The organism is Nocardia sp. NBC_01388 (assembly GCF_045040085.1).
In the GTDB taxonomy this organism is placed as follows: domain Bacteria; phylum Actinomycetota; class Actinomycetes; order Mycobacteriales; family Mycobacteriaceae; genus Nocardia.
Genome location: NZ_CP109553.1, coordinates 1,354,133 through 1,379,937 on the forward strand (window position 1 = coordinate 1,354,133; position 25,805 = coordinate 1,379,937).

Sequence of the window (25,805 nt, forward strand, 5' to 3'; positions counted from 1 at the left end):
TGCCGAGACTATGTCGGGATTTGGCACCGTTCAGATGTACGCCACCGGGAGTTTTCTCGGGCGGCGCCGTGAATTGACGCGGATCGGCGATTTGCTGGATCGCAGTGCCCGGCTGCTCACCCTCATCGGACCGGGTGGCATCGGCAAGACGCGATTGGCTGCCCGGGCTCTGGTCGAGGCGCACCGGAGCCTGGGACTGCCCGTGTTCTGGGTGTCCCTCGCCGAGTTGCCCGCGGGCGCCGATATCGAGGATCTGGTGGAGTCCGCGACCCGGGTCGACTCCTGGGCCGCTGAGCGCCGGGACGGCATGCTCACTACCGTTCTCAGCGGCGACCCCGCCGTGCGCCGAATCCTGGTGATGGACAACTGCGAGCATGTGCTCGACAGCGCCCGTGCCGTGATCGCCCGGCTGATCGAGGGATTCCCGGGCTTGACCATCGTAGCCACCAGTCGTGAGCCGATCGGATGGGACGACGAGTACATCGTGACGGTGCCGCCGCTGTCGGCCGGGCAGTCGGTCGAATTGTTCTGCGGGCGAGCGGATCTCCTGGAGCGGCCCATCGGGAATGGCTCCGACCAGATGGCCGTGGTCGAGCAGATCTGCCGGCACGTCGACAACAACCCGCTGTTCATCCGGCTGGCGGCGGCCCGCCTGCGATTCCATCCGCCTGCGATGGTGCTGCGCGAGCTCAGTGGCGATCCGGCGGATCAGCGCCTGCACTGGTCGCGCGGCCAGGTGGTGAGCGCGGATCCGCGTCACCGCGGCGTATACGACGTCATCGCCTGGTCGTTCGAATTGTGCAGCGCGCCCGAGCAACTCCTGCTCGAGCGCATGTCGATCTTCGCCGCCGGTTACGTCACCGGCGAGCAGTCGCTGCGCAATGGCGCCGAACTCGACGGTGTCGTCGCGGTGTGCGCCGACGAGCGGCTGCCCGCGGCGCAGATCCCTGCGCTGGTCGAGCGATTGGCCGAGCGGTCACTGGTATCCATGCATCTGGAACCGGCCACCATGCGGTGGTATCTGGTGGAGAGCGTGCGCGTGTTCGCCTGCGAGCGGTTGCGGCGCGAGAACCCGGACGACGCGGCGCGTACCGTGATCCGGCACCGCCGCTATTTCCGGGACAAAATCGTTGCGGGACAATACGTCTGGAACAAGCCGCAGGAGCGGACCTGGCTGGACGGTGCGCAGGCGTCCTGGGGTGACGTGCTGATGTGCATCGAGAGCGGCTTGGCGGATCCGGACGAGGCGGTCGTGAGTCTGGAGATACTCGCGACCCTGCTGTGGATGTGGGTCCCCTTCGTCACTTTCGGCGGCACCGCGCTCATGCCTGTCACCTACCGCGTCTTGGAGGTCACGCGCCGTCTCGATCCGCAGCCCTCCGGTCTGCGCACCCGGGCGATGGCCGTGATGGCCTGGATCGCGCTGTGGGAAGGGCGCAGCGCGGAGGCGATGCGCCTGCTCGACCAGTGTGTCGAGGTGACGCGGCCGAGTCCGCTGGGTGCCTGGCGCGAGGCCGGTGAGGATCTTGTTCTGGTGCCGGCCGCCGAATGGCTGTGGGGCATCGAACTGCTACTGCTGCACCGGGATCCGCGCGCCATCCCGGCGCTGGTTCGCGCCTACCGGAAGTTCGCGGCCGTCCGTGATCCGGTAGGTGAGGAGGTCAGCGCGATGCTGGTCGCCATGGCCGCGGCGTTCATCGGCACCGAGGCGCAGGCGCTGGACCATACCGAGAGATACATCGTGCGGGCCAGTGCGGCCGGATCCACTCTCTCCTACGGCTGGGCATTGCTCGCGCGGTCGGTCGCGCTGGCCAAGCACGGCCGGGCCGACGAGGCGATGGTGATGTCGTACGAGGTCCTCGAACAGCATCTGCTCGAAGGTGATATGTGGGCGGCGACCTGGGCCGTGGGCGCCCGGATCGCGGCGACGACGGCACAGCTCGCGCAGCAGCTGGTCGAGGGGAAAACCGAGGCCGCACAGTTGAATACCGCGGCCACGCGGGTGGCCCGGCTGATCGGCGCGCTGCGCGTCAGCCACGATGCCATGGGGCTGGTGGTCGACAGCATTCCGCTCATCGTGGGAGAGATACAGCCCGCCGCGATGGTGGCGGAGGCGGTGCTGGGCGCTGCCGCCTACGCGGCAGCGGAAGCCGAGGGCGCCACGGTGCGACCGGAGTTCGCCGAATTGCGGCGTTTCGGGCTGAATCCGGAGCCCGAATCCTGTGCCGCCGCGGTGGTGCCCTCCCGCTGGAATGCATTGTCACCAGCGGAAAGTGATGTGGCGATGTACGCCGCGGCCGGATGGTCGAACAGTGCCATCGCCCGGGCTCGGCACAGTTCGACGCGGACCGTCGACGCGCAACTGGTGAGCATCCGGCAGAAGTTGGTCATCGCCTCCCGCACGGAGATCATCCGGCAGGTGCCGGCGGAACTGGCCGACCGCGTGCGGACCGCGGCGGAGCGCCGCCCGGATGCGCCGGCGCTCCGAGCATCGCGAGAGTGATTCTCCGAGCTTCGCGAGAGTGATTCTCCGGGCTTCGCGAGAGTGATCAGTGCTCGCCGCATTCCGGGGATATCTCGCAGCCCTGCGCGCGGTGGCTCGTGCTGTCCGGCGAATAATTCGGCGCACCGGCCACCGTGCGATCCCCGACACGTCGATTGTCGGTATTGCCGTCCTCAGGTAACCGGTAGTAGTGCCCGTAGCCCCAGCCGGCGCCGTCGTCGTTGAAACCGCTGGTGGCGCCCGCCCGCGGCGAGCGGCCGCCGTTAGTGGTGCTACCGCTCGTGGTGCCGTGCCCGCCGCTCGTGGTGCTGCGTCCGCCGGGTGCATTGTGTGTGCCGCCCCCGTTGTGCGTGCCCCCGCCCCCGTTGTGGGTGCCGCCGGAGGAGGAACCCCCAGGTGCGGCAAGAGCTTCGGGTGCGATCGATACGCTCGCGGCGGTCAAGGCACAGGCGAGCAGGGAGGCGGCGACGAACTTCCGCGCGGGATGGGTGAGAGACATGATGATGGTCCTTGTGTGCGATAGGTGGTTGTGACACGACCTGCGCGGGGATCCGCGTTCTGAACGTGCCGTTGTATAACGGTACATCGCAATACGTGTCATCGAGTGAGTTGCGCCCTTCCCATGGTTGACAAGGGCCGCTGCGCTTTTCGGAACGCGACATCGCCCTGCGTCGGAATCGCGGTGAGTGCAACCCGATGCCCGAGTTGGTGCGCCTCACTAACGTTCACTGGTCGGACGCTTAGCGGAGGAGTGTGCATTGACCACGGAGTCGACCATCGACGTCGATACCTCGCTGCACCCGCTCGACGACCCTGTGCGGGCGTCGTTGCGTGGTGAGCACAGGCGGTTCGCCCACTGGGTGGGTGAGATCGGGCGGTACGACCCGGAGGTCGCCCGGTTTGTCGGGCATCCGCCGGTGCTGGGGGAGCAGGACTGGGCTGATTTGGCTGAGGTGGTCGGGCCGGGTGGGGTCACCGCGCTGCGCGGGCACGGTCATGTGCTGCCCGAGGGCTGGACGCTGCTGGATCAGTTCGGCTCGGTGCAGATGGACGGCACCGGGCTCGAGGTCGCCGCCGATCCGGAGCTCGAGGTGCTCACCGCGGCGGATGTGCCGGAGGTACTGGAGTTGATCGCGCGTACCGAGCCGGGTCCGTTCGCGCCGCGGACCATCGAGATGGGGACGTATCTGGGTCTGCGGGTGGACGGCCGACTGGTGGCGATGGCAGGGGAGCGTATGCATCCGCCGGGCTGGACCGAGATCAGTGCCGTCTGCACCGATGCCGAGTTCCGGGGGCGGGGTCTGGCCAGTCGTCTGGTGCGGGCGGTCGGCGCGGGGATTCGGGCGCGTGGTGAGACGCCGTTCCTGCATGCCGTCGCGCACAACACGACGGCGATCAGTCTCTACGAAACGCTGGGATTCACTCTCCGCAAACGCGGGCAGCTGACCCTGGTCCAGGCGCCCTGACACGGAAGCGAAATCACCGATGAGCCACGGCCTCTTCGAGCTGACCTACGCCGCCGCACCGGATCGGTACGAGCGGATCCCCTACCGCCGCACCGGAAACTCCGGCCTCGATCTGCCCGCCTTCTCCTTCGGTCTCTGGCAGAAGTTCGGCACCGACTACGCGTTCGCGACGCCGCGCGAGATCATCCTGACGGCAAGCCGAAAGCGCCTGCGGCAAAGCTGGATCCGAGGCTACCCCGGTGGGCGGGGCCGGCGAATGCTGGTGTGTGGAGGCCCCGCTCAGCTCAGCGAGTGCTCAGCGCCTGTACGGCGTGCGCGCCTGCCCGGCGGCCGGAGAAGACGCAGTCGGCCAGGGAGAGTCCGCTGACGTAGGAGTTGGAGCAGACGCCCACCGCGGCCCGGCCCGCCGCGTACAGTCCGGGAATGGTGCCGCCGTCGGTCGTGCGCACCGCGCCGGTGTCCTCATCGACCAGCAGGCCGCCGAGGGTGAGCATCGGCATCGGGTAGGTCAGCTTGGCCTTGAAGGAGATGTCGAGGAGCTGGAACGGCCCGCTGCGCAGCGGGCGGCGAATATCGGCCGGTTTGCCCATCGGATCGGGCAGGTTCTCCTCGATCGCACGATTGTGCGCGTCCACGGTTTTGCGCAGCGCCGCCGGTTCGATGCCCGCGCGGGCCGCGACATCCTCGATCGACTTACCGGTGATCGGGTTCAGCCGCATGAGCCGCTCGGCCTGCATGCGCTGGAACCACACCGACTGCGGCCCGATCTGCCTGCGGGATTCGGTGACCAGTTCCGAATCCAGCAGCAGCCAGGCCCGATTGCCGGGGCTGGTGGCGATCGCCGCGCCCATGGCCGCGCCGTAGCGGGATTCGTCGATCATGCGCTGGCCGTTGGCATCCACGGCGATCGAGCCGAAGAACGCACTCGGCGGCGCGATGAACCGCCAGGTCGACATGGCATCCATCTTGCCGGTGGCCGCGCCGATCGCCTCGGCCATGGTGATGCCGCTGCCGTCGTCGCCGGCGGTGCCGAGCGGCAGGCCCTCGGCCCACGGGTAGGCGGGGGCGTGGCGTGCGACCATCGCGCCATTGGCAATGAAGCCGCCGGTGCCGAGAATGACGCCGGACCGTGCCTCGATGCGCACCGGCACACCGTAGCGGCGCTCCATCCGATCGATTTGCGATTGCACGAGTTGCCGCAAACCCGGGTGGTACACACCGGGTTTCGCGGAGATCTTGGCCAGCGCCGTGAATCGCTTCAGCACCGCCTCGGAGGCGCCGGCGAGGGTGATGGCCTCCACGCCGACCACGCGGCCGCCCTCGACCACGAGTCCGGTTGCGCGGGTGGCGGTTTGCGTCCGCACCCCGTGCTTCGCGGCGGAGGCCGCCAGCGGCCCGAACAGCTTCTTGCCCGAGACGCCCCGCCCGTGTGCGCGATGCCCGCGCTGCCGCGGTTTCGCCAATTCCCGGAAACCGCCGGAGTTTTCGCTGCCGGAGTAGTACAGGTAGTGCTCATCGGTCGGGTACGAGGTCTTGTACGGGCACAGCGACGGCTGGAACGGCACACCGTGCCCGGTCAGCCAGTCGATCATGGCCGCCGAGCCCTCGCAGAATCGGCGCAGCGTCTGCTCGCTCACCGCATCGCCGACCTCGGCGCGCAGATAGGCGAGCATATTGTCGACATCGTCCTCGACCCCCGCTGCGCGCTGCACCCAGGTGCCGCCGCCGGCGTACACGATGCCGCCGGACAGCGCGGTCGCGCCGCCGCCGATGAACCGGTCGACGGCCAGTACGTCCGCGCCCGATTCGCGCGCGGCCAGTGCCGCCGCGACGCCCGCGCCGCCGTAGCCGACCACCACGACATCGGCCGAAGAATCCCAGGTCCGCACCTTTGCGACCACCTTCCAGAACGAAGAACGCCCACCCCATGACAAGCGAGGCGAACTATAACGCGTTCTAGTTCACGATGCTATCGGAGGACGGGTCCGGGAGACGGGCCCGATCGGGCCGATATCTGTGCGATGAGCCCGTCGATATAGGCGCGGAACAGGTGCGCCATATCGACGCTGTCGGGTTCGAGTAGCCATTGCAATTGCAGACCGTCCATCATGGCGAAGGTCTGGCGGGCGACGGCCCGCGTGTCCACATCGGTGCGGATGGTGCCATCGGCAATGCCGTCGTCGAGCGCGCCCGCGAGCGCGGTCTCGAAGGTGCGATACCGGTTCACCACCCAGTCGCGCGCTGGATGGTCCGTGGTGACCGCCTCGCTGGTGACCACGGTGAAGAGCCGGACCAGTCCCGGTACGTGCATATTGTGTTCGACGAGCACGGCCAGTCGTTCCAGTGCGTCTTTGCCGCGAAGTTGCTGACTGAAGCCGAGGCGGTCGTAGTCGAGCCGGTCGCGATAGTCCAGAACCGCGGCCAGCAGTGCCGCCTTGTTCGGAAAGTAGTGCAGCAGACCGGGTTGCGAGAGCCCGCAGCGCGCGGCGATCTCGGCGATGGACGCGCCGTGATAACCATTGTCGGCGAAGGCCTTCAGGGCTTCGTCGATGATCTGCTCGCGGCGATCCTCGCTCCGTCGCCGGCGTTGGGGGTGCGGGGCCATGAGCAGCGACACTAGTCGCGGCGCAGGAGCTGCGATGACAGGTTAGATAACAACACTGTCACAGTACCGAGTGAGCACTCGGTAAGTGGGTTATCCGCTGGCAGACTCGGGGCGAGCCGTACAGGGCCGTACGAGGAAGGACAGCCGATGACTCAGGGCACCGAAGCACCGATCGAATCGATCACGCTGCAGGGCGGAGCGGGCACGCTCGCCGGATGGGAGACCACTCCGCCGAGCGGCACCGAGAAGCGCGGCACGGTAGTGCTGGTGCCGGGCTTCACCGGCTCCAAAGAGGACTTCGAGTACATGCTCCCGCTGCTGGCCGCGGCCGGTTATCGCGCGGTCGCCTACGACCAGCGCGGGCAGTGGCAGTCCGATGGCCCGGACGATATCGCCGGATACACCATGGACGACTTCACCGCTGACCTGCTCGCCGTTGCCGGCCAGGTCTCCCCGGATGCGCCGGTCCACCTCGTCGGCCATTCCTTCGGCGGCTACGTCTCGCGCGTCGCGGTGGTCGCCCGGCCCGAGCGCTTCCGCAGCTTCACCTTGCTGGCCTCCGGGCCGTCCTCGGTCGAGGACATCAAGTTCCCGCCGCCGCAGGCCGTCGCGCAGATCGTGGAAACCGCTGGGCAGGAAGCGATCTGGCAGCAGATGAGCGCCGCCATGACCGCGGCCGGGCAGCTTCCGTCGCCCGAGCGCATGGAATTCCTGCATCAGCGCATTCTGCAGACCAAGAAGGCCAATATCCTCGGCATCCTCGAGAACATGGAAGCGCCGCCGCTCGCCGATCCCACCGCCCTGCGTGATGCCGGTGTGCCGCTGCTGGTCGCCTACGGCGACACGAACGACCTCTGGGACCCCAGCGTCCACGAGAAGTTCGCGCAGCAGTTGCACGCTAGGACCGCGGTGTATCCGGGCTCGGGGCACGTGCCCAATGAGACCGTTCCCGATCGCGTGTCGGCGGATCTGGTGAACTTCTGGGAGGAACTGGCATGAACGACGTCATCGACGACCTGCTCGCCAAGCTGGATCTGGCGGCCAAGGTCCGGCTCATCTCCGGCTCGGGCGTTTTCCGCTTCGCCGGTGATACCGGCATCGGCCTGGCCGAAATGCCGGTCTCGGACGGCCCGACCGGTGTGCGCGGTGAACTCTGGGATGAGCGCGACCCCTCGGTGAGTCTGCCCTCGGGCACCGCGCTGGCCGCGACCTGGGACCGCGCTCTGCTCGGCCGCATCGGCGGGCTCATCGCCGCCGAGGCCCGGCGCAAGGATGTCTACGCGGTCCTCGGGCCGACCATGAATCTGCACCGATCCCCGCTGGGCGGCAGGCATTTCGAATGCTTCTCCGAGGATCCCATGCTCACCGCCGAGATCGCGGCGGCCTATGTGGACGCGGTGCAGGCGCACGGTGTGAGCGCCTGCCCGAAGCACTACGTGGCCAATGACTCCGAGACCGAACGCTTCACGGCCGATGTCATCGCCGACGAGCGCACGCTGCGCGAGCTGTACCTGTACCCGTTCGAGCGGGCGGTGCAGGCGGGCACCTGGATGATCATGGATTCCTACAACTCGGTCAACGGCACCACCATGACCGAGAACGCCCTGCTGGACGAGCCATTGAAGGGCGAGTGGGGCTATGACGGTGTGGTGGTGTCGGACTGGACCGCGGTGCGTTCCACCGGCGGCGCCGCCAAGGGCACCGATATCGCCATGCCCGGCCCGTGGGAGCTGTGGGGCGCGCCCCTCGTCGAGGCGGTGCGCACAGGCGAGGTGCCCGAGTCGGCCATCGATGACAAGGTGCGCCGCATATTGCGTTTCGCCATTCGTGTCGGCGCGCTGAACGGAACCCCGCAGCAGCCACCGGCTTTCACCGACGAAGCCGCCCAGCACCTGGTGCGGGAGGCGGCGGCCCAGGCCATGGTGCTGGCCACCAATGACGGCACCCTGCCGCTGGGCAAGCCCGCGCAGGTCGCCCTACTGGGTGCGGCCGCGGCCGAGCCCCGCTTCATGGGCGGCGGTAGCGCCACAGTCATTCCGGCGCATACGACTTCGCCGCTGGAGGGCCTGTCCGCGGTACTGCCGGTGCAGTACACGCCGGGTGTGCACCTCAACGACCATATGATCGCGGTCCCGCTGGCTCTGGTCACCGACCCGGAGACCGGCGCCCCCGGTCTGTCGCTGCGCTACCTCGACGGTGACAAGGTCCTCGATACCGAGCACCGCACCGCGGGCGGCCTCATGCTCTTCGGCAATGCGAATGCCATGGTGGCCAAGTCCTTCGAACTGCGCGGCACGCTGCGCGTCGATACCGCGGGGGAGTGGCGGATCGGTTTCGCCGGTGTGGGCAAGCTGCGCCTGGATATCGACGGCGAGACCGTGCTCACCGAGACCGTCATGCCCGACGGCGCCGATCCGGTGGAGATGCTGCTGAATCCGCCGCAGCGCTGGGTGACGCGCACGCTGGCCGAGGGTGATGAGCTCGACGTGCTCATCGAGCTGGCCCCGGTGCTGGATTCGGGTCTGCCCGCCATGGGTCTCACCTTCGCGGTCGGCCGCCCGCGCCGCGCCGCCGACGAAGAGTTCGCCGCCGCAGTGGAATTGGCCCGCACCTCCGAGGTCGCGGTGGTGGTGGTCGGTACCACCGAGCAGATCGAATCCGAGGGGTTCGACCGCAAGGATCTGCGCCTGCCCGGCCGTCAGGACGAACTGGTGGCCGCGGTCGCCGCGGTGAATCCGCGCACCATCGTGGTGGTGAATTCCGGTTCGCCCGTGGAGATGCCGTGGCGTGACGATGTCGCCGCCGTGCTGCTGACCTGGTTCCCCGGCCAGGAATTCGGTTCGGCCCTGGCCGATGTGCTCACCGGTGCGGCCGAACCCGGTGGTCGCCTGCCCACCACCTGGCCCAAGGCGCTGACCGATGTGCCGGTGGTCGATACCAAGCCCGCTGCCGACAATTCGCTGCCCTACACCGAGGGCATTCATATCGGCTACCGTGCCTGGCTGAAATCCGGTGTGGCGCCGGCCTATCCGTTCGGGCACGGCCTCGGCTACACCACCTGGGAACTGTCGGACGTGACCGTGACCGGCCACACCGCGACGGTCACCGTCCGCAATACCGGTGACCGGACCGGCCGCCAGGTCGTGCAGGCCTACCTGTCCCGTCCCGGCAGCGCCGTGGATCGCCCGGTGCGCTGGCTCTCCGGCTTCGACCTCGTCGAGGCCGCCGCCGGTGAAACCGTCACCGCCACCATCGATCTGCCGGAGCGTTCGTTCCAGCACTGGACCGATCAGGGCTGGGTCGTCGAACCCGGCGCCTTCACCCTGCACATCGGCACCTCGGTCGCAGACCTGCCCCTCACCGCCCAGATCGCCTGATCACCGGTTCCGGGCCCGCACCCACGGGCCCGGAACCATCCCGTCATCCCGGCATGCTTCGGCCGGGATCCACCGCACCCGCTGGACCGCAGTCGGGTATGGATCCCGGCCGCAAGCGCGCCGGGGCTACGGGGAGCCGCGCACTATTTATCCACTTTCACTCGCACACTTTGGATTTCACCGTGGCTCAATCGGACGCCGATGTCTCCCTCGGCGGCAATTCCGCTCCCGCCGGCACGCCCACCCGTGGACTGCTGCCCCTGCTGTTTCTCGGCAATGCGGCCATGTACGCGATGTATTCCGGCGTCGGCGGTGTGCTGCTGCCACTACAGGTCGAACATATCGATGCGGCCGATAAGGTCGCCAATCTCGGTCTGGTAGCGGGTATTTCGGCGATCTTCGCCACGATCTTCAACCCCGTCGCAGGCGCGCTGTCGGATCGATCCGGCCGCCGCAACCCCTGGATTCTCGGTGGCGGTCTGGCCGCGATCGCGGCCATGGCGCTGCTCGGCAGCGTGAATACCGTGCTGCTGGTGACCATTGCCTGGTGTGTGGGTCAGGCGGTCATGAACATCTATCAGGCGGCCATCACCTCGGTGGTTCCGGACCGGGTGCCGCTGGCACGTCGTGGAGTCGCTTCCGCGGCAGTGGGTCTCGGCCTGCCGTTCGGAACGGTGGCCGGTGTCGGCCTGGCCTCGGCCTTCGGCTACCGCACCGGCTACCTCGTGCTCGGGGTGTTCGTCGCGGCGGCCGCCGTCGTCTTCACCGCCGGTGCGCGCGAGCAGCGTATGCCCGCCAAAAAGGCGGCGTCCCTGCGGGATCAGGGCCGCGCCTTCCTGAGCGTGTTGCGGCAGCACGACTTCCGCTGGGCCTTCATCGGCCGCTTCCTGCTGGTCCTCGGCTATTTCTCGGTCGTCGGCTACCAGCTCTACATTCTGCAGGACCATATCTCCCTGCCCGATGATCTGAAGCCGTCGACCGCGGTGGCGGTGCTGACGGGCATTTCGGCTGTGGGCATGACGATTTCGACGGTGGTCGGCGGTGTGCTCTCCGACCGCTTCAATCGCCGCAAGCTCTTCGTCGGGCTGTCCGCGGGCATTGCGGCTGCCGCACAGCTGATTCCGGTCATCACCCCGACCTGGCCGGGCATGCTGGCGTTCGCGGCCGTCAACGGAGTGGCCTTCGGCTGCTATATGGCGGTCGATACCGCCCTGGTCACCATGGTGCTGCCGAAGGCGGAGGACGCCGCCCGCGATATGGGCGTGCTGAATATCGCGAACGCGGCCCCGCAGATCCTCGGCCCGTTTGTCGCCTCGGCGGTGGTCAGCCTGGGCGGTTACGCTCCGCTCTTCCTCTTCGGCGGGGTGCTGTCGGTACTCGGCGCACTCGCCGTCGTACCCATTCGCTCGGTGCGCTGACCGGTTTCGGCGCAGGCCTCGGCCGGCCCCTCCGGCCCATCGCGAATCGATGCCTGCTGCTCGGGCGTGAACCGCGCCTCCAACTCGGCCTCCCGGGCGGCGACCGCAATGCGCGCCGCTGCCCACCGTTTTCGCCCTGATTCGGTGACATGAATCGGGTGGGTGCGCCGATCGGTGGGATGCGGACTGCGTTCGATCAGGCCCTCCGCTTCCAGTCCGCCGAGCATTTCATTGGCGGCCTGCCGGGAGCTGGCCGCACCGGCCCCGGATCCCGCGCGGTCAGAGGAAGTTCTTCTCCAGCAGTAGCCCGAGCACGTTCGGGAACAGGTCCGGAAAGTCCATGGGGACAATGCCGAAGTGACCGGCCTGGGTGCGGTGCGCGGTCAGATAGCGCTCCACCTGCGGCATGATCGCATCGGCATTGTCCCTGGGCCAGGCATTGTCCGAGTAGCTGGTGAAGTTGATGTACATCAGCGAGTTGCCGGTGTCGGCGGCCGCCTTGTCGAAGCAGTTGCTGACATAGGAGAACTTGTCGCCGCCGGAAGACCCTACATCGGCCGAGCCGGTGCCGCCGATCGTCTTCCCGCCGCCGAATGATCCTGTCCCGCCGGCGGATCCGGAGTCGATGCCCATCAGTCCGTTGGCCTTGTAATGGTCCTGGAGGTAGAAGTAGTTGTTCGACAGATTCCCATTGTCGCCGGTGGGCCATTGCAGCGCGGGCAGTTGATTGCCGAACTGCGCGATCAGCACGATTCGCCCGCGCGCCTCACCGAGGGTCGGCACGTGGTTGCCGATCCAGAACAGCGACCGGTACCCCTTGGCATCGAGATAACCGTCGAAGACCTGCTCGAAGCTGCCGCCGACGTCATTATCGGTGCCGTCCTCCTTCTTGACGCGCATGACGATGACCTCACCGGGATTGCGGGCCAGGAAGTTTCGGCAGGCATCGAGCACCCCGTCGAAGGTGATGCCCTGGTACGCCGACGAGTGGTAGACCCCGAACGAATCGCTCATATGGTCCTGCAAGCCGTTGAGGCGCATATCCAGGAAGCGGATGCCCTGCTGGAACTGATCGGGGAGCGCCCAGTTCTGGGTCTGGGCCCAGGGCGTGCCGTGCAGCGCGTTATTGCAGCAGGAGTCGTGGGTGCCCGGAATCGTCAGCCGCAGTAGGGAAGTGCTGTCAGGCAGTGTGCCCATCCAGGACTGCGGGGCGCCCACGCTGCGCCGCGGCGGCAACGGTGTGGCTTGTGCCCCGGCAGCGGTCAGCCCGGCCACCGCGGCTCCGGCGGTGGCGGCCACGGCGGTGCGCACGAATTCTCGGCGAGTCAGTCTCATCAGGTCCCTCGTTCTGCATGCCCGAAACGCGAGTATGCGTATCGAGCGGGGAGCCTAACTTGGACAAGAGACCAAGATCGTCGGTTCAGTGAATTTCCCTGGTGAGAGTGATGGTTGTCCAGCCGCCCACATGGATTCGGTCACCCGGCTGCACCGGGACGGGAGTTTTGGCGGGAATCGGGGTCGCGCTGTCGTTCACGCAGGTGCCATTGGTGGAGCCGAGGTCGGTCACCGTGACGGACTCCCCGTTCAGGTGCAGCAGGGCATGCGAGCGCGAGACGGCGATATCGGCCGGGGCGATCGCCAGATCGATCTCCGGATACAACCCCTGCGTCGTGCTGTGCTTGCCGATGAGAATATCCCTGCCGTGCAGCGGGATTCGGCGCGCGGGATAGTAGTCCGGGAAGTCGACCCGATCGACATCGGGGCCGTTCTGGGCGAGCATGCGGTTGTAGTGCGCGAGGTCCGCGGTGACGATCGCGACCCACGCCGTCGCCGTGCCACCGGGATCGATCTCCGGCACGGCGGGATTCACCGTCGTAGTGACCGGTGCCGCCGGTGCGGGCAATGCCGAATCGTGGCCGCAGTCCTCACAGAAGCGACCGTCGACGGCCGCTCCGCAGGCCGGACACTGACCGAGTTGCGTGGCAGCGGCCGGACTTTCGCCCGCCGGTGCGGCAGCTGTCAGCGGCGACCCGCAGACATCGCAGTAGTCGGTCGCCGTCGAGGCATGTCCTTCGGGACAGGTCGCCATTACGAACCGCTCTCCTTGCGAACGCGCGCGGTCTTGCTGGAACGCACATCCAGGGCGATCTCGTCGGCCGCGTCGATATGGGCCCGCAGCCGCACCGTTCCGGTCCGATCATCCACCTCGACAACGGCTTTGAGCAGTTTCGCGGTGTTCTCGTTGCCGGATTCGCTCGCCAGCTGCACGGCCCGCCGCAATTTGGCGGTGGCGGTGGCCAGATCGCCCACCTTGCGCGCCGTCAGCCCCTCCTGCACGGCCTCAGCCAGTTCGGCCTGGCCGGTGTAGTGGGCCACCCGCCGGCTGATACGCGCGGAGAGATCGGTGTCGGTGGTCCACGCCGCTTTCACCAGTCCCTGCCCCAGTACCTCGCCCTCGGCCACGAGACTCACTCGGGCAGCGAGCTTTTCGCGGCCTGGCGGGGCGGGCTCCAGCTCGATCTGCAGGTGATATTCGCGTTCCTCCGCGCCCCAGGCGCCCAGCGGATACTCCCCGATCTGGGCGGAGGTCTCGATGCGGCGCGCGGTGAAGTCCGTGATCGAGGGATCCACCTGTTTGACCATGCGCACCGTCGCCCCGACCGGTGTCCACACCCGCAGTGTGAGTTCCGGAATGGCCTTCGCCATGGAGGTCTGCATCATCTCGGCGAAATCGGCGGCCAGCAGATCCGGCGTGCGCACCACATCGAGCGTGCCGTGCAGCGCACTCGCGATGGCCCGCAGTTCGTTGGGCTCCCAATCGGCGCCGACGCCGCGGCAGTCGCAGGTGAACAGCCCCTCCGAGGCTTTGATCTCCGCGGCGAGCTGCTGTGGCTTCTCGTGTTCGTTGCGGCCGTCGGTGAGCAGGATGGCGTGCGCCATGGCGCTCGGATGCCGCTGCGCGATCATGCGCGCGAGTCCGAGCCAGGTGCCCATGGCGGTGCCGCCGTGCGGCTTCAGTTTGTCCAGCGCGTGCCGGGCCTCGGTGCGAGACCTGTTGTCCGCCACCGCGGTGGCGCCGTCGCGGGGATAGACGACCTCGGCCTTGTCGGTGCCCTCGACAATGGCGAACCGGGTGCCGTCGGCGATGACCTGCAATGCCGCCAGGGTGGCATTGCGCGCGCCCGCGAACTTGTCGCCCGAGCCCATGGAGCCCGAGCAATCGATGATCAGGATCTCGACCCGCTCCGCCGGGGGCGCGGCGACCATCAGCTCATCGGTGGTCTCCACCGAGATCACCGCGTCCACGGTGCGCACACCCTCGGCCAGATACGGGTTCTGATCGACGCTGATCGAAATGCCTTCGACGGCAGGGGAACTCATGGTGCTTCTCCTGGTTGCTCGGAGAACGGAACGGGGACGAGCGCAACGGTGATGTTGTCCTTGCCACCGGCGGCCAGCGCGTACTCGACGAGGGCGCGCGCGGCGGGCATGGGTGCGTCGGCGGTGGCGATCGCGGCCAGCGCCGGGGATTCGGGCAGATAGTTCCAGAGTCCGTCGCTGCATATCAGCAGTACGCCGGGCGCACGGGCGTGCAGCGTCCGCACGCAATGATCCGACCACGGCTCAGGCTCGCCGTCCGCGCCGAGCCAGCGGGTCAGCACATGCGCGTGCGGGCTGTCCATGGCGCTGTCCGCGTCCATGGCGCCGGTATTCACCATTTCCTGGGCGAGGGAGTCGTCGAGGGTCAGTCGCTGTGAGCCCTCCGGGTCCGCCTGCAGCCAATAGGCCCGGCTGTCACCGACGTTCGCGATGGTCAGATGTGCGCCGCCGGATTCGTCGAACTGCACCACCGCGCCGACGTAGGTGCACGACGGGGACCTTCCGTCGGTGCCGATATCGCGCACCGCCTGTGCCGCCTCGCGCAGTCCGGCCATGACGCTGTCCTCGGCGGAACTGCCCGCGGCCAGGGCCGTCAGGCAGGCGTCGACTCCGGTGCGTACCGCCGCGCCCGAGGCCGCCTGCGGATCCTCGGAGGTCGAGACCCCGTCGCAGACCGCGATGATCAGGGCCGGGGGTGTGCTGGGGTTGGAACTGTCCAGCACGGCCACGGCGACGGCATCCTCGTTGTGCGCGTGCACATTTCCGCGATCGGTGACCAGTGCGACCGCGCCCAGATCCGCCTCGAACCGATCGTGCTCCGGACCGCGCTGCCCGCAGACCAGGCAGAAACCGTCGGCGTCGAAATTCTCACCGCCGCAACCCTGGCAGGCCGGCGCGGCCTCCGAATCGTAGGTCAGCGTGGTGCCGGTGTAGCGCTGCACGGTGGCGACGGCGGGGCGCACCAGACTTGTCGGCCGCGTATTGTCGCTGTTCGCCGTCGGTGCGGCGGTCGGCGGCAGGGCGATGCGCTGGATCCCGAGCTGTCGCCCGCACTCCTCGCAGAAGCGATCGCTCACCGCGGCGAAGGTGCCGCAGGCCGGGCAGCGGGCGGTCACAGCGTGGTCCTCGGGCGAATGGTGTTCGCCTGCTCCACGAGGGCGATGCGCTCCCACATGTCATCTGTTTCGTGCGCGAGATCGCGATAGCAGCGTTCCAAACCGGTACGCACCCCCTGTAGATCGAGTGTCACCCCCAGTAGCGGGGAGTGATCGGTGGGTACGCGTCCCAGGTGCAGCCAGTGCAGCGCCGCCTCGAGTACGCGCAGCCGGGCCTGTGCGGCCCGGCGTCGGGAATCCAGGGTGAGCCGCTCGATCCGCCCGCCGGCATCGCGCAGCAGGTGTTCGGTGAGCTCGCCCGGGCGTTCCACGCTCAGCAGCGTATCCACAGCCGCCACACCCGCTTCGGTGTGCACCGCCGAAGCGGGGTCCACCTGATCGAGCACGGTGACCGCGCCGTCGCGGTCGCGGGCCGAACGTCGCAGCCGCGCCAGCCCGAACGCGGCGCTGGTATAGGAGTGGTCGGTGCGCCACACCAACTCGTAATACCTGGTGGCGCTGCGCAGTGCGGGCTCCGGATCCGGTTCGTCACCATTGCGCGCCAGGAGCTCCGAGGTGACGGCCAGGGCCAGTTTGGGCGCCGGATCGCCGGGCAGCGCGGTGTAGAGCGCATCGAATTCCGCTGCGGCCGCGAACCAATTGCGGCGCAGCAGCATGGCCTGGCCGCGGAACCAGATCAGTCGCCAATCGCCTTCGAGGGTCTGCTCCAGCTCGTCGATCCGGCGCAGGGCGTCGGTGGCGTCACCGAATTCCAGTGCGGCGCGGATCAATCGGAGCGGAATCTCCACCGATTCGTCCTTGCCGGTCACCACCGAGAGCAGTCCCGCTGTCAGCTCGCGCTCCAGATCCACCGGGGTGACCGCGCTGGTGCTCGCCAGCAGCGCGGCCCCGCTGTCATTGGGGTCGATCATCGGAACCGGCAGTGCCGCAATGAGTTTGCCGGGATCATCCGGCAGCGCATCGCCGATTCCGAAGACTCCGCGCGGCGGTCCGAAGCGGGCGGACAGGCCCGGCCGGGCGCGGCCGTCGTCGATCGAGAGCACCTCCCGCAGCACCCCGGTGAGCTGATCGGTCATCTCCTCGGTGCCGCTGAAACGCTCCTGCGGATCGAGATGTGTTGCGCGCAGCAGGAATCGGTACAGCGATTCGTACCGCGCCAGCAGCGGCTCGGTCTCCGGGCTCGGCAGCGGGCCCAGCTGCCCGTTCTCCTGCGGGACCTTGAGCAGCAGCACCGCCAGCGTGCGGCCCACGGTGTAGACCTCGGAGGCGACGGTCGGCCCGGTCTCGGCGATCTCCGGCGCCTGATAGCCGGGTGTGCCGTAGATGGCGCTGTGCTCATCGCTCATGGCGATGACCGCGCCCAGATCGATGAGTTTGAGCTGCTCCTCGGTCTGCATCACATTGTCGGGCTTGAAATCACAGTAGGCGAGCCCGCGCGAATGCAGATAGCCCAGCGGCGGCAGCATTTCCAGGACGTAGGCGATGGCCTGTGCGGCGGGCAGCCACACGCCCTCCGCGTCGCGCCGGCGCCGCAGCAGCTGTTTGAGCGAGGTGCCGCCGACGTATTCCATGACGATGTACCCGGCCGGTTCGCCATCCGCGCCGATATCCTCGGCGAAGTTGTAGATGCGCACGATATTCGGATGATCGACCTGCGACAGGAAACGCCGCTCGGCCACCGCCGCCCGCATGGCGTCCGCGTCACCGGTATTGAGCAGGCCCTTGAGCACCACCGGCCGCCCGTTGACCTTGTGATCGAGCGCCAGATAGATCCAGCCGAGCCCGCCGTGCGCCAGCGGCCCCAGCACCTCGTACTGCCCGCCGACCACATCGCCGCGAACCAGCTTGGGCGTGAAGGAGAATCGGGTGCGGCAGTGCCCGCAGAAGCCCTCGGTGCGCCCGGGCTGATCGCCCCTGCTGCGCCCGACCGGCCGATCGCACTTACCGCAGAACCGCTGCTGCTCCGACACCACCGGATCGGCCATGACCGCCGCGGACGGATCGATCGGCGCGACCGGCGGCACCGTGACCATGCCCGCGCCGAGCCGTCCGCGCGTGCCGCCGGAGGAACCGGTCCCGGTCCGCACCGAGCGCACACTGCCGCGCCGGGACCCGCCGACCGAAAGCGAGTGGGAGCCAGCGATACTCCGGCTGCTCTGCCCGCCGGACACGAGCGTGGCCGCCGCGCTGGGCGCGGTGCCGCAGATTTCGCAGTAGCCGTCGGAGACCTTGCCTCCGCATCCGCGTTCCGCGCACAGCAGCGGTCCGTCGGGCACGTTCGGCGAGAGCTCGCCGCCGGGTGCCGGTGCGGTGCCGCACACCGTGCAGTAACCGTCCTGGATCGTTCCCGTGCAGCCGGTTTCGGTGCAGTTCACGGTCGTCTCCCCGATTTCTGAGCGATGAGCTGCCGGTAGTCGGTAATGGCCCGGGTGACGGCTGCCAGATCGCACGGCTTACGGGTCAGGAGTCCGGCGGCAATCCGGTGGGAGGCCAGGACCTCTCGCTCCTCGCTGACACCGAGGCGCGCGGCCTTGGCACTGTAGGCCGCCAGTCGCCCCCGCAGTTCGGCCCGGCGATCGAGCAGACCCTGGGCCAGCTGTTCGGACTCGGCGGCGGTGGTCAGCGCGGTGGCGATGCGGCCGCGCAATTCCCAGAGCGCGGTGGGATCGCCCGCGGTGGCCGCCAGTGCGGACAATTGCGCATCGAATTGCGCGCTGTTGTCGGGGTGTTCGGGCAGCGGACCGGTGAGAATGGTGCGCTGCACCGCGAGGCGGGCCAGGTGCGCCCGCTCGCAGGTCGTGCGCAGTGTCTGCACCTGCGTGCGCATACGGGTAACCGTCGCATCCCGGTCCGTGGCCATGGCGGCCAGCTCGCGGCGCAGCACCTCCGCGTCCCGCATGCGGCGGGTGATCTCGGCGAGCCGGCGGTCGATCTCGGCTGGGGCCAGGGTCAGCGGATCGGCGGTCGCGCGGGTGCTGAGATCGTCGATATCGGCGGTGAGGGAACGTAATTCGGGCGCGCCGGTACCGATCCGCCCGAGCTCCGCCCGCACCGGCGCGAGATCGGTCATGACCCGGCTGTTCACCGCCTCGACCGCGTCGAGCACCTCGACGATCTGCGTGAAGGCGGCCCGCATCCGCGTCACCAGTTCGGTGAAGCCGATATGCACCACCTGCTCGCGCGGCCCGATCAAGGTGCGCTGCGCCAGCGGAATCGCGGTGCGGGCCACCTCCATCGGCTGCCCGCGCAAAAGAACGGTGAGTTCCTCGCGATCGAGTGCGTCGAGCCGGCGGCGGGTGCGCGCGGCATGGGCCTGATCCAGAATCGTGCGCAGCCGGCCGAAGTCCTCCCACATCAGGTCCAGCGCCTCCTGCGCCGGCGCCCAGCGCTGGGCGGTGACCCCGGTGGGCGGGAAGCGGCGCAGCAGCACCAGCCCCGAATGCTTGTCCAGGTCATACAAAGTGGCGGCGATGGCGTCGAGCTCGCGTTCCCGCGCGGCGATATCGCGGTCGATTTCGGCGACGGAGAGAATATGCAGGGGATTCTCGGTCATCGCCGCTCACCCGATGTACCGGGGTGCGGGCGGTCCGGGCGTGGGGCCGAGCGCGGCCAATTCATTGTTGTACAGGCGCTGCCAGGTCCCGTCACCGCGGATCCGTTCGAGCACGCCATTGACGAACCGCACCAGATCCTTCGTCTCCTGCTGCACCCCGACCGCGTACGGGTCCTGCGCCAGCGCGTCGCCGACCATCCGCAAATTCGGATCCTGCTGCAGGAGGCCGTAGAGGATCGGGGCATCGGTGCTGGCCGCGTCCACCTGCCCCTGCTGCAGGGCGGTGAGGCAGTCGAGCCAATTGCTCATACCGATCACTGTCGGCCGCTGCGGGAGCGCGAGGATCGGATTGAGCGTAATCGTGCCGACAACGCCGCATACCTTCTTGCCTGCCAGATCCGCGGAGGACTTGATGCCGGAGTTCTTCGGCACCAGCAGCCGCTGATCGGAAACGAAGTAGGCGGAGGAGAATTCGATGCTCTGGCGGCGTTCGCAGGTCGGGGTGAGGGTCTCCACCACGATGTCGACCTGCTTGCCCTGCAGTGCGGTGAGGCGGTGCGCGGAGTCGAGCGGATGCAATTCGACGCGGGCCGGATCGCCGAAGACATCGCGGGCGATCTCGCGCGCGATATCGATATCGAAGCCCTCGATCTGCCCGTCGGCCGGATTGCGGTAGCCGAACAGGAAGGAATTCTGGTCCACGCCCACGCGCAGCGTCCCGCGTTTGAGGATGGCCGCCATGGTCGACCCGTCCGGCATTTCCCCGGGACGCGGCTGGGCGCTCGGACGCAGACTCGCATTGGCATCGCAGGTATCGCTGCGCTGATCCGGCGGGCTGGTGATTTGGGTGGCGCCCGGCGGGAGCAGTGTCTCGGCGGGCAGTTGCATGGACTGCGAGCCGGGGGCGTGCGCACTGCAGGAGGTGACGAGTACCGCGACGCCTGCGAGCAGCAGCATTCGAAAGCGCGTGCTCACAGGAACTCCTGTAGTCGCGGCCAAATTCCGACGACGATGGCGACGGCCGCGGCGAGCAGCAGGACCAGGGTGCCGAACGGGCTCAGGATGAAGGCGTCGCCGGCGGCGTCCACATCATCGCGCACCTGCTGCCGCGCTCGGTCGAGTTCGGCGCGCAGCGAATCGTCGAGTGCGGCGAAGCGGAAGGCGGATCCGGCCGCATCGGTGCCGATGGCCTGGCGCAGGGCGCCGTTGTAGTCATTGTTCCGATTCGAAGTGAGCTGGGCGCGATGCCCGGCCTGCCAGCTGGAGAAAGCCTGTGGCGCAGCCGATTGCGGGGCGACGACGGTCAGCAGCTGCGTCTGCAACTCGGTGGACTCGGTGGTGAAGATGTCCTCGCTGGCATCGATATCACTGCGGGTGATGAGCTGCATCGTCTCCTCGGTACGCGCCTGCTGCGCGAGAATCCTTGCCCGCGAAAGGGTTTCGAATCGCACGGTGGCCCCCGCCGGTCCGGTGTCGATGACGCCGGTCGCGGTGATACTCGCGGCGGCGATCCATAACAGCGCCAGCACCGCCGCGCCTGCCGCGATGGTCACGCCGAGGTTGAACCGGCGGTTGGTGCGGCGCAGCAGCACCACCGATCCGGCGATCAGCGCGATCAGCAGCACCAGCAGCAGGGCGACGCTCAGTAGTGGCAGCGTGGAGATATCGCGCTGGTCCGCGCGCAGCTGCGCCACCCGATTCTGTTCCAGCTTCTGGGCATTGGGCAGCACCGAATGCTGCATGAGCACCGATGCCTGCCGCAGATACGCCGAGCCCACCGGCAGCCCCTGGCGATTATTGGCCCGGGCCGCTTCCACGAGCCCGGTATAGGAGGGCAGCTCGGCGGCGATACTCGCCACGATCTCCCGGGTCTGGGTATCGGAGGCGCCGGTGGTGGCATCGGCGAGCGCCGCCGCCGCGTCCGCCAGGGCCTGCCGGTACTGCGTGCGCACCCCCGGTGATTCGATGCCGCCGGAGAGGAAGGCCGTGGAGGCGGCCGCATCGGCCGCGGACAGTGCGACATACAAACGCTGCGACGCATCGGCGAGCGGTTCGGTATGCCGCAGCACCGAATCACGCCGAGTCTGCTTCTCGCCCAGCTGATTCACGCACACCAGACCGGTGACCAGTGAAATCAGGACGAGTCCGGCGACCACCGCACTCAGAACGCCCGGTGCGGTGCGCGCGAAACGTCGCGCCCATCCCGCTGCATTGCGGACGGTCGTCGATAGACGACTCCTGCGCACCCCTGCCCCCGTTCAACGGCTCATCTCCCCGTAGGGCGATGGTACGGGAGCTCGCCCGGTTGTGTCGATCGAGTTCCGACCAGTTGGAATTGCATTGCCGAGTCATGCTTTTCGCATACTCGGCCGATGTCGAACGGACCGTGAGATCCAGATTTAACCGTGCGTAATAGCCGGGAAACGTTGTGGCACAACACTTGGTTCACCAAATGTGACGCCAGACACCATTCGTCACAGCTAATTTAGTGCCGGAAGCGGTTCGGTGCCTGCCCGCTCCCGCGGTGAGGTAGCGCTGAATCATGTCACCGTATCCCGATTGGCTGAACCCCGGCGACAATGCCTGGCAGTTGGTAGCTGCCACGCTCGTCGGACTCATGAGCATTCCCGGTATCGCCATCCTCTACGGCGGTATCGTGCAACGGAAATGGGCCGTCAACACCATACTCATGGCCTTCACCGGGTTCTCCCTGGTGCTGGTCGTGTGGGTGCTCTGGGGCTTCAATATGGGGTTCGGCGAACCCGTCAAGATAGGACCAGGAATACTGCGGGCCGCAATCGGCCACCCGCACACCATCCTCGGCGCCAATAATCAGAACCAGGCGGTGATTCCGCTATTGGACGGATTGATGCCGAAATTCCGTTTCTCACAGACGACGCTGGCGTACTTCCAGTTCGTCTTCGCCGGTATCACGCCACTATTGTTCCTGGGCAGCGTGATCGGCCGAATTAGTTTCAAAGTGTGGTTGATCTTCGTACCGCTCTGGACGACGCTGGCCTATTCGGTGAACGCCTTCCTGCTGTGGGGCGGCGGCTGGTGGTCGCAGATGGGTGCGATCGACTACTCCGGCGGCTACGTCATCCACTTGGCTGCGGGCACCACCGGATTCGTGGCGGCGGCGGTCATCGGCCCGCGGCTGGCACGGGACCGCGAACGCGCCGTCCCGAACAATCTGCCCATGGCGGCGGCCGGCGCCGGCATCCTGTGGCTGGGCTGGAACGGATTCAATGGCGGTGACCCGTATTTCGCGGGTGCGGACGCGTCACTGGCGGTGCTCAACACCAACCTGTGCACGGCCGTAGCGCTGCTGACCTGGGTCATCTGGGATATGTTCGCGGGCCCGTCGCGGCGGCCGAACTTCCTGGGCGCCATCAACGGCATGATCGCGGGCCTGGTCGCCATCACCCCGGCGGCGGGTTTCGTCAACAGCTTCGGCGCCATGGTCATCGGCCTGGTGGCTTCGAGCCTGGTGTGGCTGTCGTGGAACAAGCTGGGGCGCACCAGATTGTTCCGCAAGGTCGACGACACCCTCGGCGTGGTGCATACCCACGGTGTCGCCGGACTCGCGGGCGGTCTGCTGGTCGGCGTGCTCGCGGACCCGCATATGAAGGTCTATCTGGGCAATGGCGCGGATGTCTCCGATGCCACCTACGGCGGCTGGCTCTACGGCCACAATCCGAAACTGCTGCTGTGGCAGGCCGGTGCGGCGCTGACCATCATCGTGTGGGACGCCTTCATCACCTTCGCGATCCTGAAGATCCTGAGCCTGTTCATGAACTTGCGACTACCCGATGAAGTGCTCGAAGTCGGCGACGTCGGCGCGCACGAGGAAGAGGCCTACCCGGATGACACCCTTGTGAGCTCGCGGGCGGTGCTGAAGCAACCTGTCCGACAAGCGGAACCGGAGCTGCCCAGCAGGGAATCCTGATGACGGCGCCGCTACAACTCGGCGGCTCGATCGGCTATCACGATATGGATCCGGGCGGCGAAAGCGACGCCAAACTTATCACGCTGGTGCTGCCGCCCGGCCTGTTCGACGAGATCAAAAGAGCCCTCGCGACTTTCGGGGTGCGGCGAATGGTGGTCACCCAGGTGTATCGCGTGGACGACCGCGACAGCAAGGTCGAGAGCTACCGCGGCCGCCGGTTCGAGAGCGATGTCTCGGCCGGGCTCCGGATCGAAGTACTCGCCAGGACGGAGGATGTCACCGATCTGGTCCGCATGGTCAGCCGGATCGGGGCCAACTACGAGTTCTCCAATATTCAGATCTGGATGATCGACGCCAGGAGGCTGTGATTCTGTGATTCTGTGACTCGAAAAATGGTGGGGCCGTGCACATCTGTGTACGGCCCCACCGTCGTATCGAGGATAGGTCAGGCGTCGGCGCCGACCTGAGCGTCCAATGCTTCGAGCACATCCTGGGTGGTCGACACCAGACCCAGTCGCGGGAAGATCTTCCCGACCGCGTGCTCGTGCGAGGCCAGATCGCGGTCGGCGCTGGCGTCTTCGACGACCACGACCGAATAGCCGTGCTCCTGCGCGGCCCGAGCGGTCGACTCCACCCCGATGCTGGTGGCAATGCCGGTCAGCACAATCCCGGTGATGCCGCGCCGGCGCAGCTGCAGATCCAGCTCGGTACCGTAGAAGGCGCCCCACTGCCGCTTGGTGATCTGAATATCGGTGGGCTGGATCTCGAGGTCGTCGACCAGCACGTCCCAGCCCTCGGGCGGAGTGAAGGCCTGAGCGCCCGAATCGGTGATCCGGCCCGGTGCGGCGTCCGCCCGATCGGCCGAGAAGGACACGCGCACAAGCACAACCGGCAGATCCCGCTTCCGGAAGGCGCGTGCCAGCGCCACCGAATTCTGCACCACCTCGGCGGCGGTGTGCGGCACGGTCTGCATGCCGACAACACCCTGCTGCAGGTCGATCAGTACGAGGGCGGTGCGTGGTTCCAGAATCGTCGAAGACACGAAGCGAATCCTTTTCTACGAGTACGAAACAGTGATCATGGCCCGACCAGTCGATCGAGCAGTGGAATGGCGGCGAGCAGCGAATCCTGTTCGGCCGGAGAGAGTTTGGTGGCAATGGCGGTGGCGAGCCAGTCTTCCTTCGCCACATGGGCCTGTTCGAGCAACCGCACACCCGCGGGGGTCAGCGACATCAGGACCTGACGCTGATCGGAGGGGTGGGCCGACCGCGTCACCAGTCCGCGCTCCTCCAGTGCGGCGAGCGTGGTCCGCATGGACTGCGGCCGCACCTTCTCCGCGCGCGCCAGATCGGCCACCGACATCGATCCGTCGGTGCCGAGGCGGCTCAGGGCCACGGCCTGGGAGGGGGTCATATCGATCGCGCCGCGGGCGGTGCGCAGATGCCGAAGTATTCTGCTGGTCGCCACCCGCAAATCGGCAGCAGCACCCGCCAGCTCCCGCGCTGACCTGCGTTCGCCGGGTTCACTCACCGGGCCAGCTTGCAATACATCAGCTTAACTTGCAAGTTAACCTGTTCAGTTTGCCGTGAATGTCACGTCCGATCTCCGCCGGTCCCATGGGCCGGGCTCCGGGACAGTGGGGGAATGGCCAGGACGAATTCGCGAAAGTGCGATCGATGACGGCGGACATCCCTTTGCCGCCACTGCGCGCCGCCCGCATTGCCGCCCAGGATTGGCCCGCGCTCGCCGCCGACCTGGACGACTACGGCCACGCGCTGATGGGCCCGCTGCTGACAGCCGGGGAATGCCGCACTCTGGTGAATCTCTACGACCAGCAGGATCGCTTCCGCTCGACCATCGATATGGCCCGGCACCGCTTCGGCTCCGGTCAGTATCGCTATTTCACTCACGATCTCCCCGAGATCGTCGCGGACCTGCGCGCCGCGCTCTACCCGAAACTGCTTCCCATCGCCCAGGATTGGGCGGCCCGACTCCGCAAGCCGGGAACCTGGCCCGAGCGACTCGACGACTGGATCGCGCAGTGCCACGCCGCCGGACAGCAGAAGTCCGCGCAGATCCTGCTGCGCTACGGCCCGGGGGACTGGAACGCCCTGCACCGGGACCTGTTCGGCGACATGATCTTTCCGCTCCAGGTGGTGATCGGACTCGACATCCCCGATGTCGACTACACAGGCGGCGAATTCCTCATGGTCGAACAGCGCCCCCGCGCCCAATCCCGCGGCTCCGCCCTCCGCCTCCCGCAGGGCCACGGCCTCGTCTTCACCACCCGCGACCGCCCGATCCCCAGTGCCCGGGGCTGGTCCGCCGCCCCCATGCGCCACGGCGTCAGCCTCGTCCGCTCCGGCCACCGCCACGCCCTCGGCCTGGTCTTCCACGACGCCTGATTCGCGATGGCCTGTGGTACCTCACGCGAGGTA

At 67.6% G+C, this 25,805-nt stretch carries 21 protein-coding genes and 1 pseudogene; 9 read left to right on the forward strand and 13 right to left on the reverse strand.

Annotation, left to right across the window (positions count from 1 at the left end; all coding sequences use genetic code 11):
- Window positions 1-10: 10 nt before the first annotated feature.
- Entirely contained in the window at window positions 11-2,503 is a 2,493-nt protein-coding gene (locus OG716_RS06260) for an ATP-binding protein (protein ID WP_405136746.1), read from the forward strand.
- Between the two features lie 46 nt (window positions 2,504-2,549).
- On the opposite strand, the gene OG716_RS06265 is transcribed toward OG716_RS06260, so the two are convergent.
- A complete protein-coding gene (locus OG716_RS06265; RefSeq protein ID WP_405136747.1) occupies window positions 2,550-3,002 on the reverse strand; it encodes a hypothetical protein in 453 nt (150 codons plus the stop codon).
- Window positions 3,003-3,261: 259 nt separating this feature from the next.
- Here OG716_RS06265 and OG716_RS06270 point away from each other — a divergent pair, with 259 nt between their 5' ends.
- Together OG716_RS06270 and OG716_RS06275 are read left to right on the forward strand one after the other, a co-directional pair.
- Complete coding sequence (locus OG716_RS06270) at window positions 3,262-3,969, forward strand: GNAT family N-acetyltransferase (RefSeq protein WP_405136748.1); 708 nt, start codon at window positions 3,262-3,264, stop codon at window positions 3,967-3,969.
- A 19-nt stretch (window positions 3,970-3,988) separates the two neighbouring features.
- Window positions 3,989-4,165: pseudogene (locus tag OG716_RS06275) on the forward strand (aldo/keto reductase); the annotation flags it as partial.
- Between the two features lie 88 nt (window positions 4,166-4,253).
- Here OG716_RS06275 and OG716_RS06280 read toward each other — a convergent pair.
- Both OG716_RS06280 and OG716_RS06285 read right to left on the reverse strand, forming a co-directional pair.
- On the reverse strand, window positions 4,254-5,858 hold the full coding sequence (locus OG716_RS06280) for an FAD-binding protein (protein ID WP_405136749.1): 1,605 nt from the start codon (window positions 5,856-5,858) through the stop codon (window positions 4,254-4,256).
- Between the two features lie 80 nt (window positions 5,859-5,938).
- On the reverse strand, window positions 5,939-6,574 hold the full coding sequence (locus tag OG716_RS06285; RefSeq protein WP_405136750.1) for a TetR/AcrR family transcriptional regulator: 636 nt from the start codon (window positions 6,572-6,574) through the stop codon (window positions 5,939-5,941).
- A 147-nt stretch (window positions 6,575-6,721) separates the two neighbouring features.
- Here OG716_RS06285 and OG716_RS06290 point away from each other — a divergent pair, with 147 nt between their 5' ends.
- From OG716_RS06290 to OG716_RS06300, 3 genes are all read left to right on the forward strand, one after another.
- Window positions 6,722-7,573 (forward strand): alpha/beta fold hydrolase, encoded by an 852-nt coding sequence (locus OG716_RS06290; protein ID WP_405136751.1) that lies wholly within the window; start codon window positions 6,722-6,724, stop codon window positions 7,571-7,573.
- Window positions 7,570-9,951, forward strand: a complete 2,382-nt coding sequence (locus OG716_RS06295; RefSeq protein ID WP_405136752.1) for a beta-glucosidase — start codon at window positions 7,570-7,572, stop codon at window positions 9,949-9,951. The genes OG716_RS06290 and OG716_RS06295 overlap by 4 nt, the downstream gene beginning before the upstream one ends.
- A gap of 182 nt (window positions 9,952-10,133) precedes the next feature.
- A complete protein-coding gene (locus OG716_RS06300) occupies window positions 10,134-11,369 on the forward strand; it encodes an MFS transporter (RefSeq protein ID WP_405136753.1) in 1,236 nt (411 codons plus the stop codon).
- Between the two features lie 279 nt (window positions 11,370-11,648).
- Here OG716_RS06300 and OG716_RS06305 read toward each other — a convergent pair whose 3' ends face one another.
- The 8 genes from OG716_RS06305 to OG716_RS06340 all read right to left on the reverse strand — a co-directional run bounded on the left by OG716_RS06305 (window position 11,649) and on the right by OG716_RS06340 (window position 21,664).
- Window positions 11,649-12,704: a phosphatidylinositol-specific phospholipase C gene (locus tag OG716_RS06305; RefSeq protein ID WP_405136754.1), complete on the reverse strand. Its 1,056-nt coding sequence runs from the start codon at window positions 12,702-12,704 to the stop codon at window positions 11,649-11,651.
- Between the two features lie 85 nt (window positions 12,705-12,789).
- A complete protein-coding gene (locus OG716_RS06310; RefSeq protein ID WP_405136755.1) occupies window positions 12,790-13,458 on the reverse strand; it encodes an FHA domain-containing protein in 669 nt (222 codons plus the stop codon).
- Window positions 13,458-14,750 carry a vWA domain-containing protein gene (locus OG716_RS06315; RefSeq protein WP_405136756.1) on the reverse strand — a complete coding sequence of 431 codons (1,293 nt, stop codon included), beginning with the start codon at window positions 14,748-14,750 and terminating at the stop codon, window positions 13,458-13,460. Before OG716_RS06315 ends, OG716_RS06310 begins: the two co-directional genes overlap by 1 nt.
- Window positions 14,747-15,865 carry a protein phosphatase 2C domain-containing protein gene (locus OG716_RS06320; RefSeq protein WP_405136757.1) on the reverse strand — a complete coding sequence of 373 codons (1,119 nt, stop codon included), beginning with the start codon at window positions 15,863-15,865 and terminating at the stop codon, window positions 14,747-14,749. The genes OG716_RS06315 and OG716_RS06320 overlap by 4 nt, the downstream gene beginning before the upstream one ends.
- A complete protein-coding gene (locus tag OG716_RS06325) occupies window positions 15,862-18,240 on the reverse strand; it encodes a tetratricopeptide repeat protein (protein ID WP_405136758.1) in 2,379 nt (792 codons plus the stop codon). The genes OG716_RS06320 and OG716_RS06325 overlap by 4 nt, the downstream gene beginning before the upstream one ends.
- Window positions 18,237-19,418 carry a hypothetical protein gene (locus OG716_RS06330; RefSeq protein ID WP_405136759.1) on the reverse strand — a complete coding sequence of 394 codons (1,182 nt, stop codon included), beginning with the start codon at window positions 19,416-19,418 and terminating at the stop codon, window positions 18,237-18,239. Before OG716_RS06330 ends, OG716_RS06325 begins: the two co-directional genes overlap by 4 nt.
- 6 nt (window positions 19,419-19,424) lie before the next feature.
- The gene (locus OG716_RS06335; RefSeq protein WP_405136760.1) at window positions 19,425-20,393 is read right to left on the reverse strand and encodes a glutamate ABC transporter substrate-binding protein; all 969 of its coding nucleotides are present in this window, start codon (window positions 20,391-20,393) and stop codon (window positions 19,425-19,427) included.
- Window positions 20,390-21,664: a hypothetical protein gene (locus tag OG716_RS06340; RefSeq protein WP_405136761.1), complete on the reverse strand. Its 1,275-nt coding sequence runs from the start codon at window positions 21,662-21,664 to the stop codon at window positions 20,390-20,392. Before OG716_RS06340 ends, OG716_RS06335 begins: the two co-directional genes overlap by 4 nt.
- A gap of 296 nt (window positions 21,665-21,960) precedes the next feature.
- Here OG716_RS06340 and OG716_RS06345 point away from each other — a divergent pair, with 296 nt between their 5' ends.
- A complete protein-coding gene (locus OG716_RS06345; protein ID WP_405136762.1) occupies window positions 21,961-23,367 on the forward strand; it encodes an ammonium transporter in 1,407 nt (468 codons plus the stop codon).
- Window positions 23,367-23,735, forward strand: coding sequence for a P-II family nitrogen regulator (locus OG716_RS06350; RefSeq protein WP_327140289.1), 369 nt, complete (start codon window positions 23,367-23,369; stop codon window positions 23,733-23,735). Before OG716_RS06345 ends, OG716_RS06350 begins: the two co-directional genes overlap by 1 nt.
- Window positions 23,736-23,812: 77 nt before the next feature.
- On the opposite strand, the gene OG716_RS06355 is transcribed toward OG716_RS06350, so the two are convergent.
- Window positions 23,813-24,409, reverse strand: a complete 597-nt coding sequence (locus tag OG716_RS06355) for a hydrolase (protein WP_405136763.1) — start codon at window positions 24,407-24,409, stop codon at window positions 23,813-23,815.
- A 35-nt stretch (window positions 24,410-24,444) separates the two neighbouring features.
- Complete coding sequence (locus tag OG716_RS06360) at window positions 24,445-24,897, reverse strand: MarR family winged helix-turn-helix transcriptional regulator (RefSeq protein WP_405136764.1); 453 nt, start codon at window positions 24,895-24,897, stop codon at window positions 24,445-24,447.
- 146 nt (window positions 24,898-25,043) lie between these two features.
- On the opposite strand from OG716_RS06360, the gene OG716_RS06365 reads away from it, so the two are divergent.
- Entirely contained in the window at window positions 25,044-25,772 is a 729-nt protein-coding gene (locus OG716_RS06365) for a 2OG-Fe(II) oxygenase (RefSeq protein WP_405136765.1), read from the forward strand.
- The last annotated feature ends 33 nt before the right edge of the window (window positions 25,773-25,805 follow it).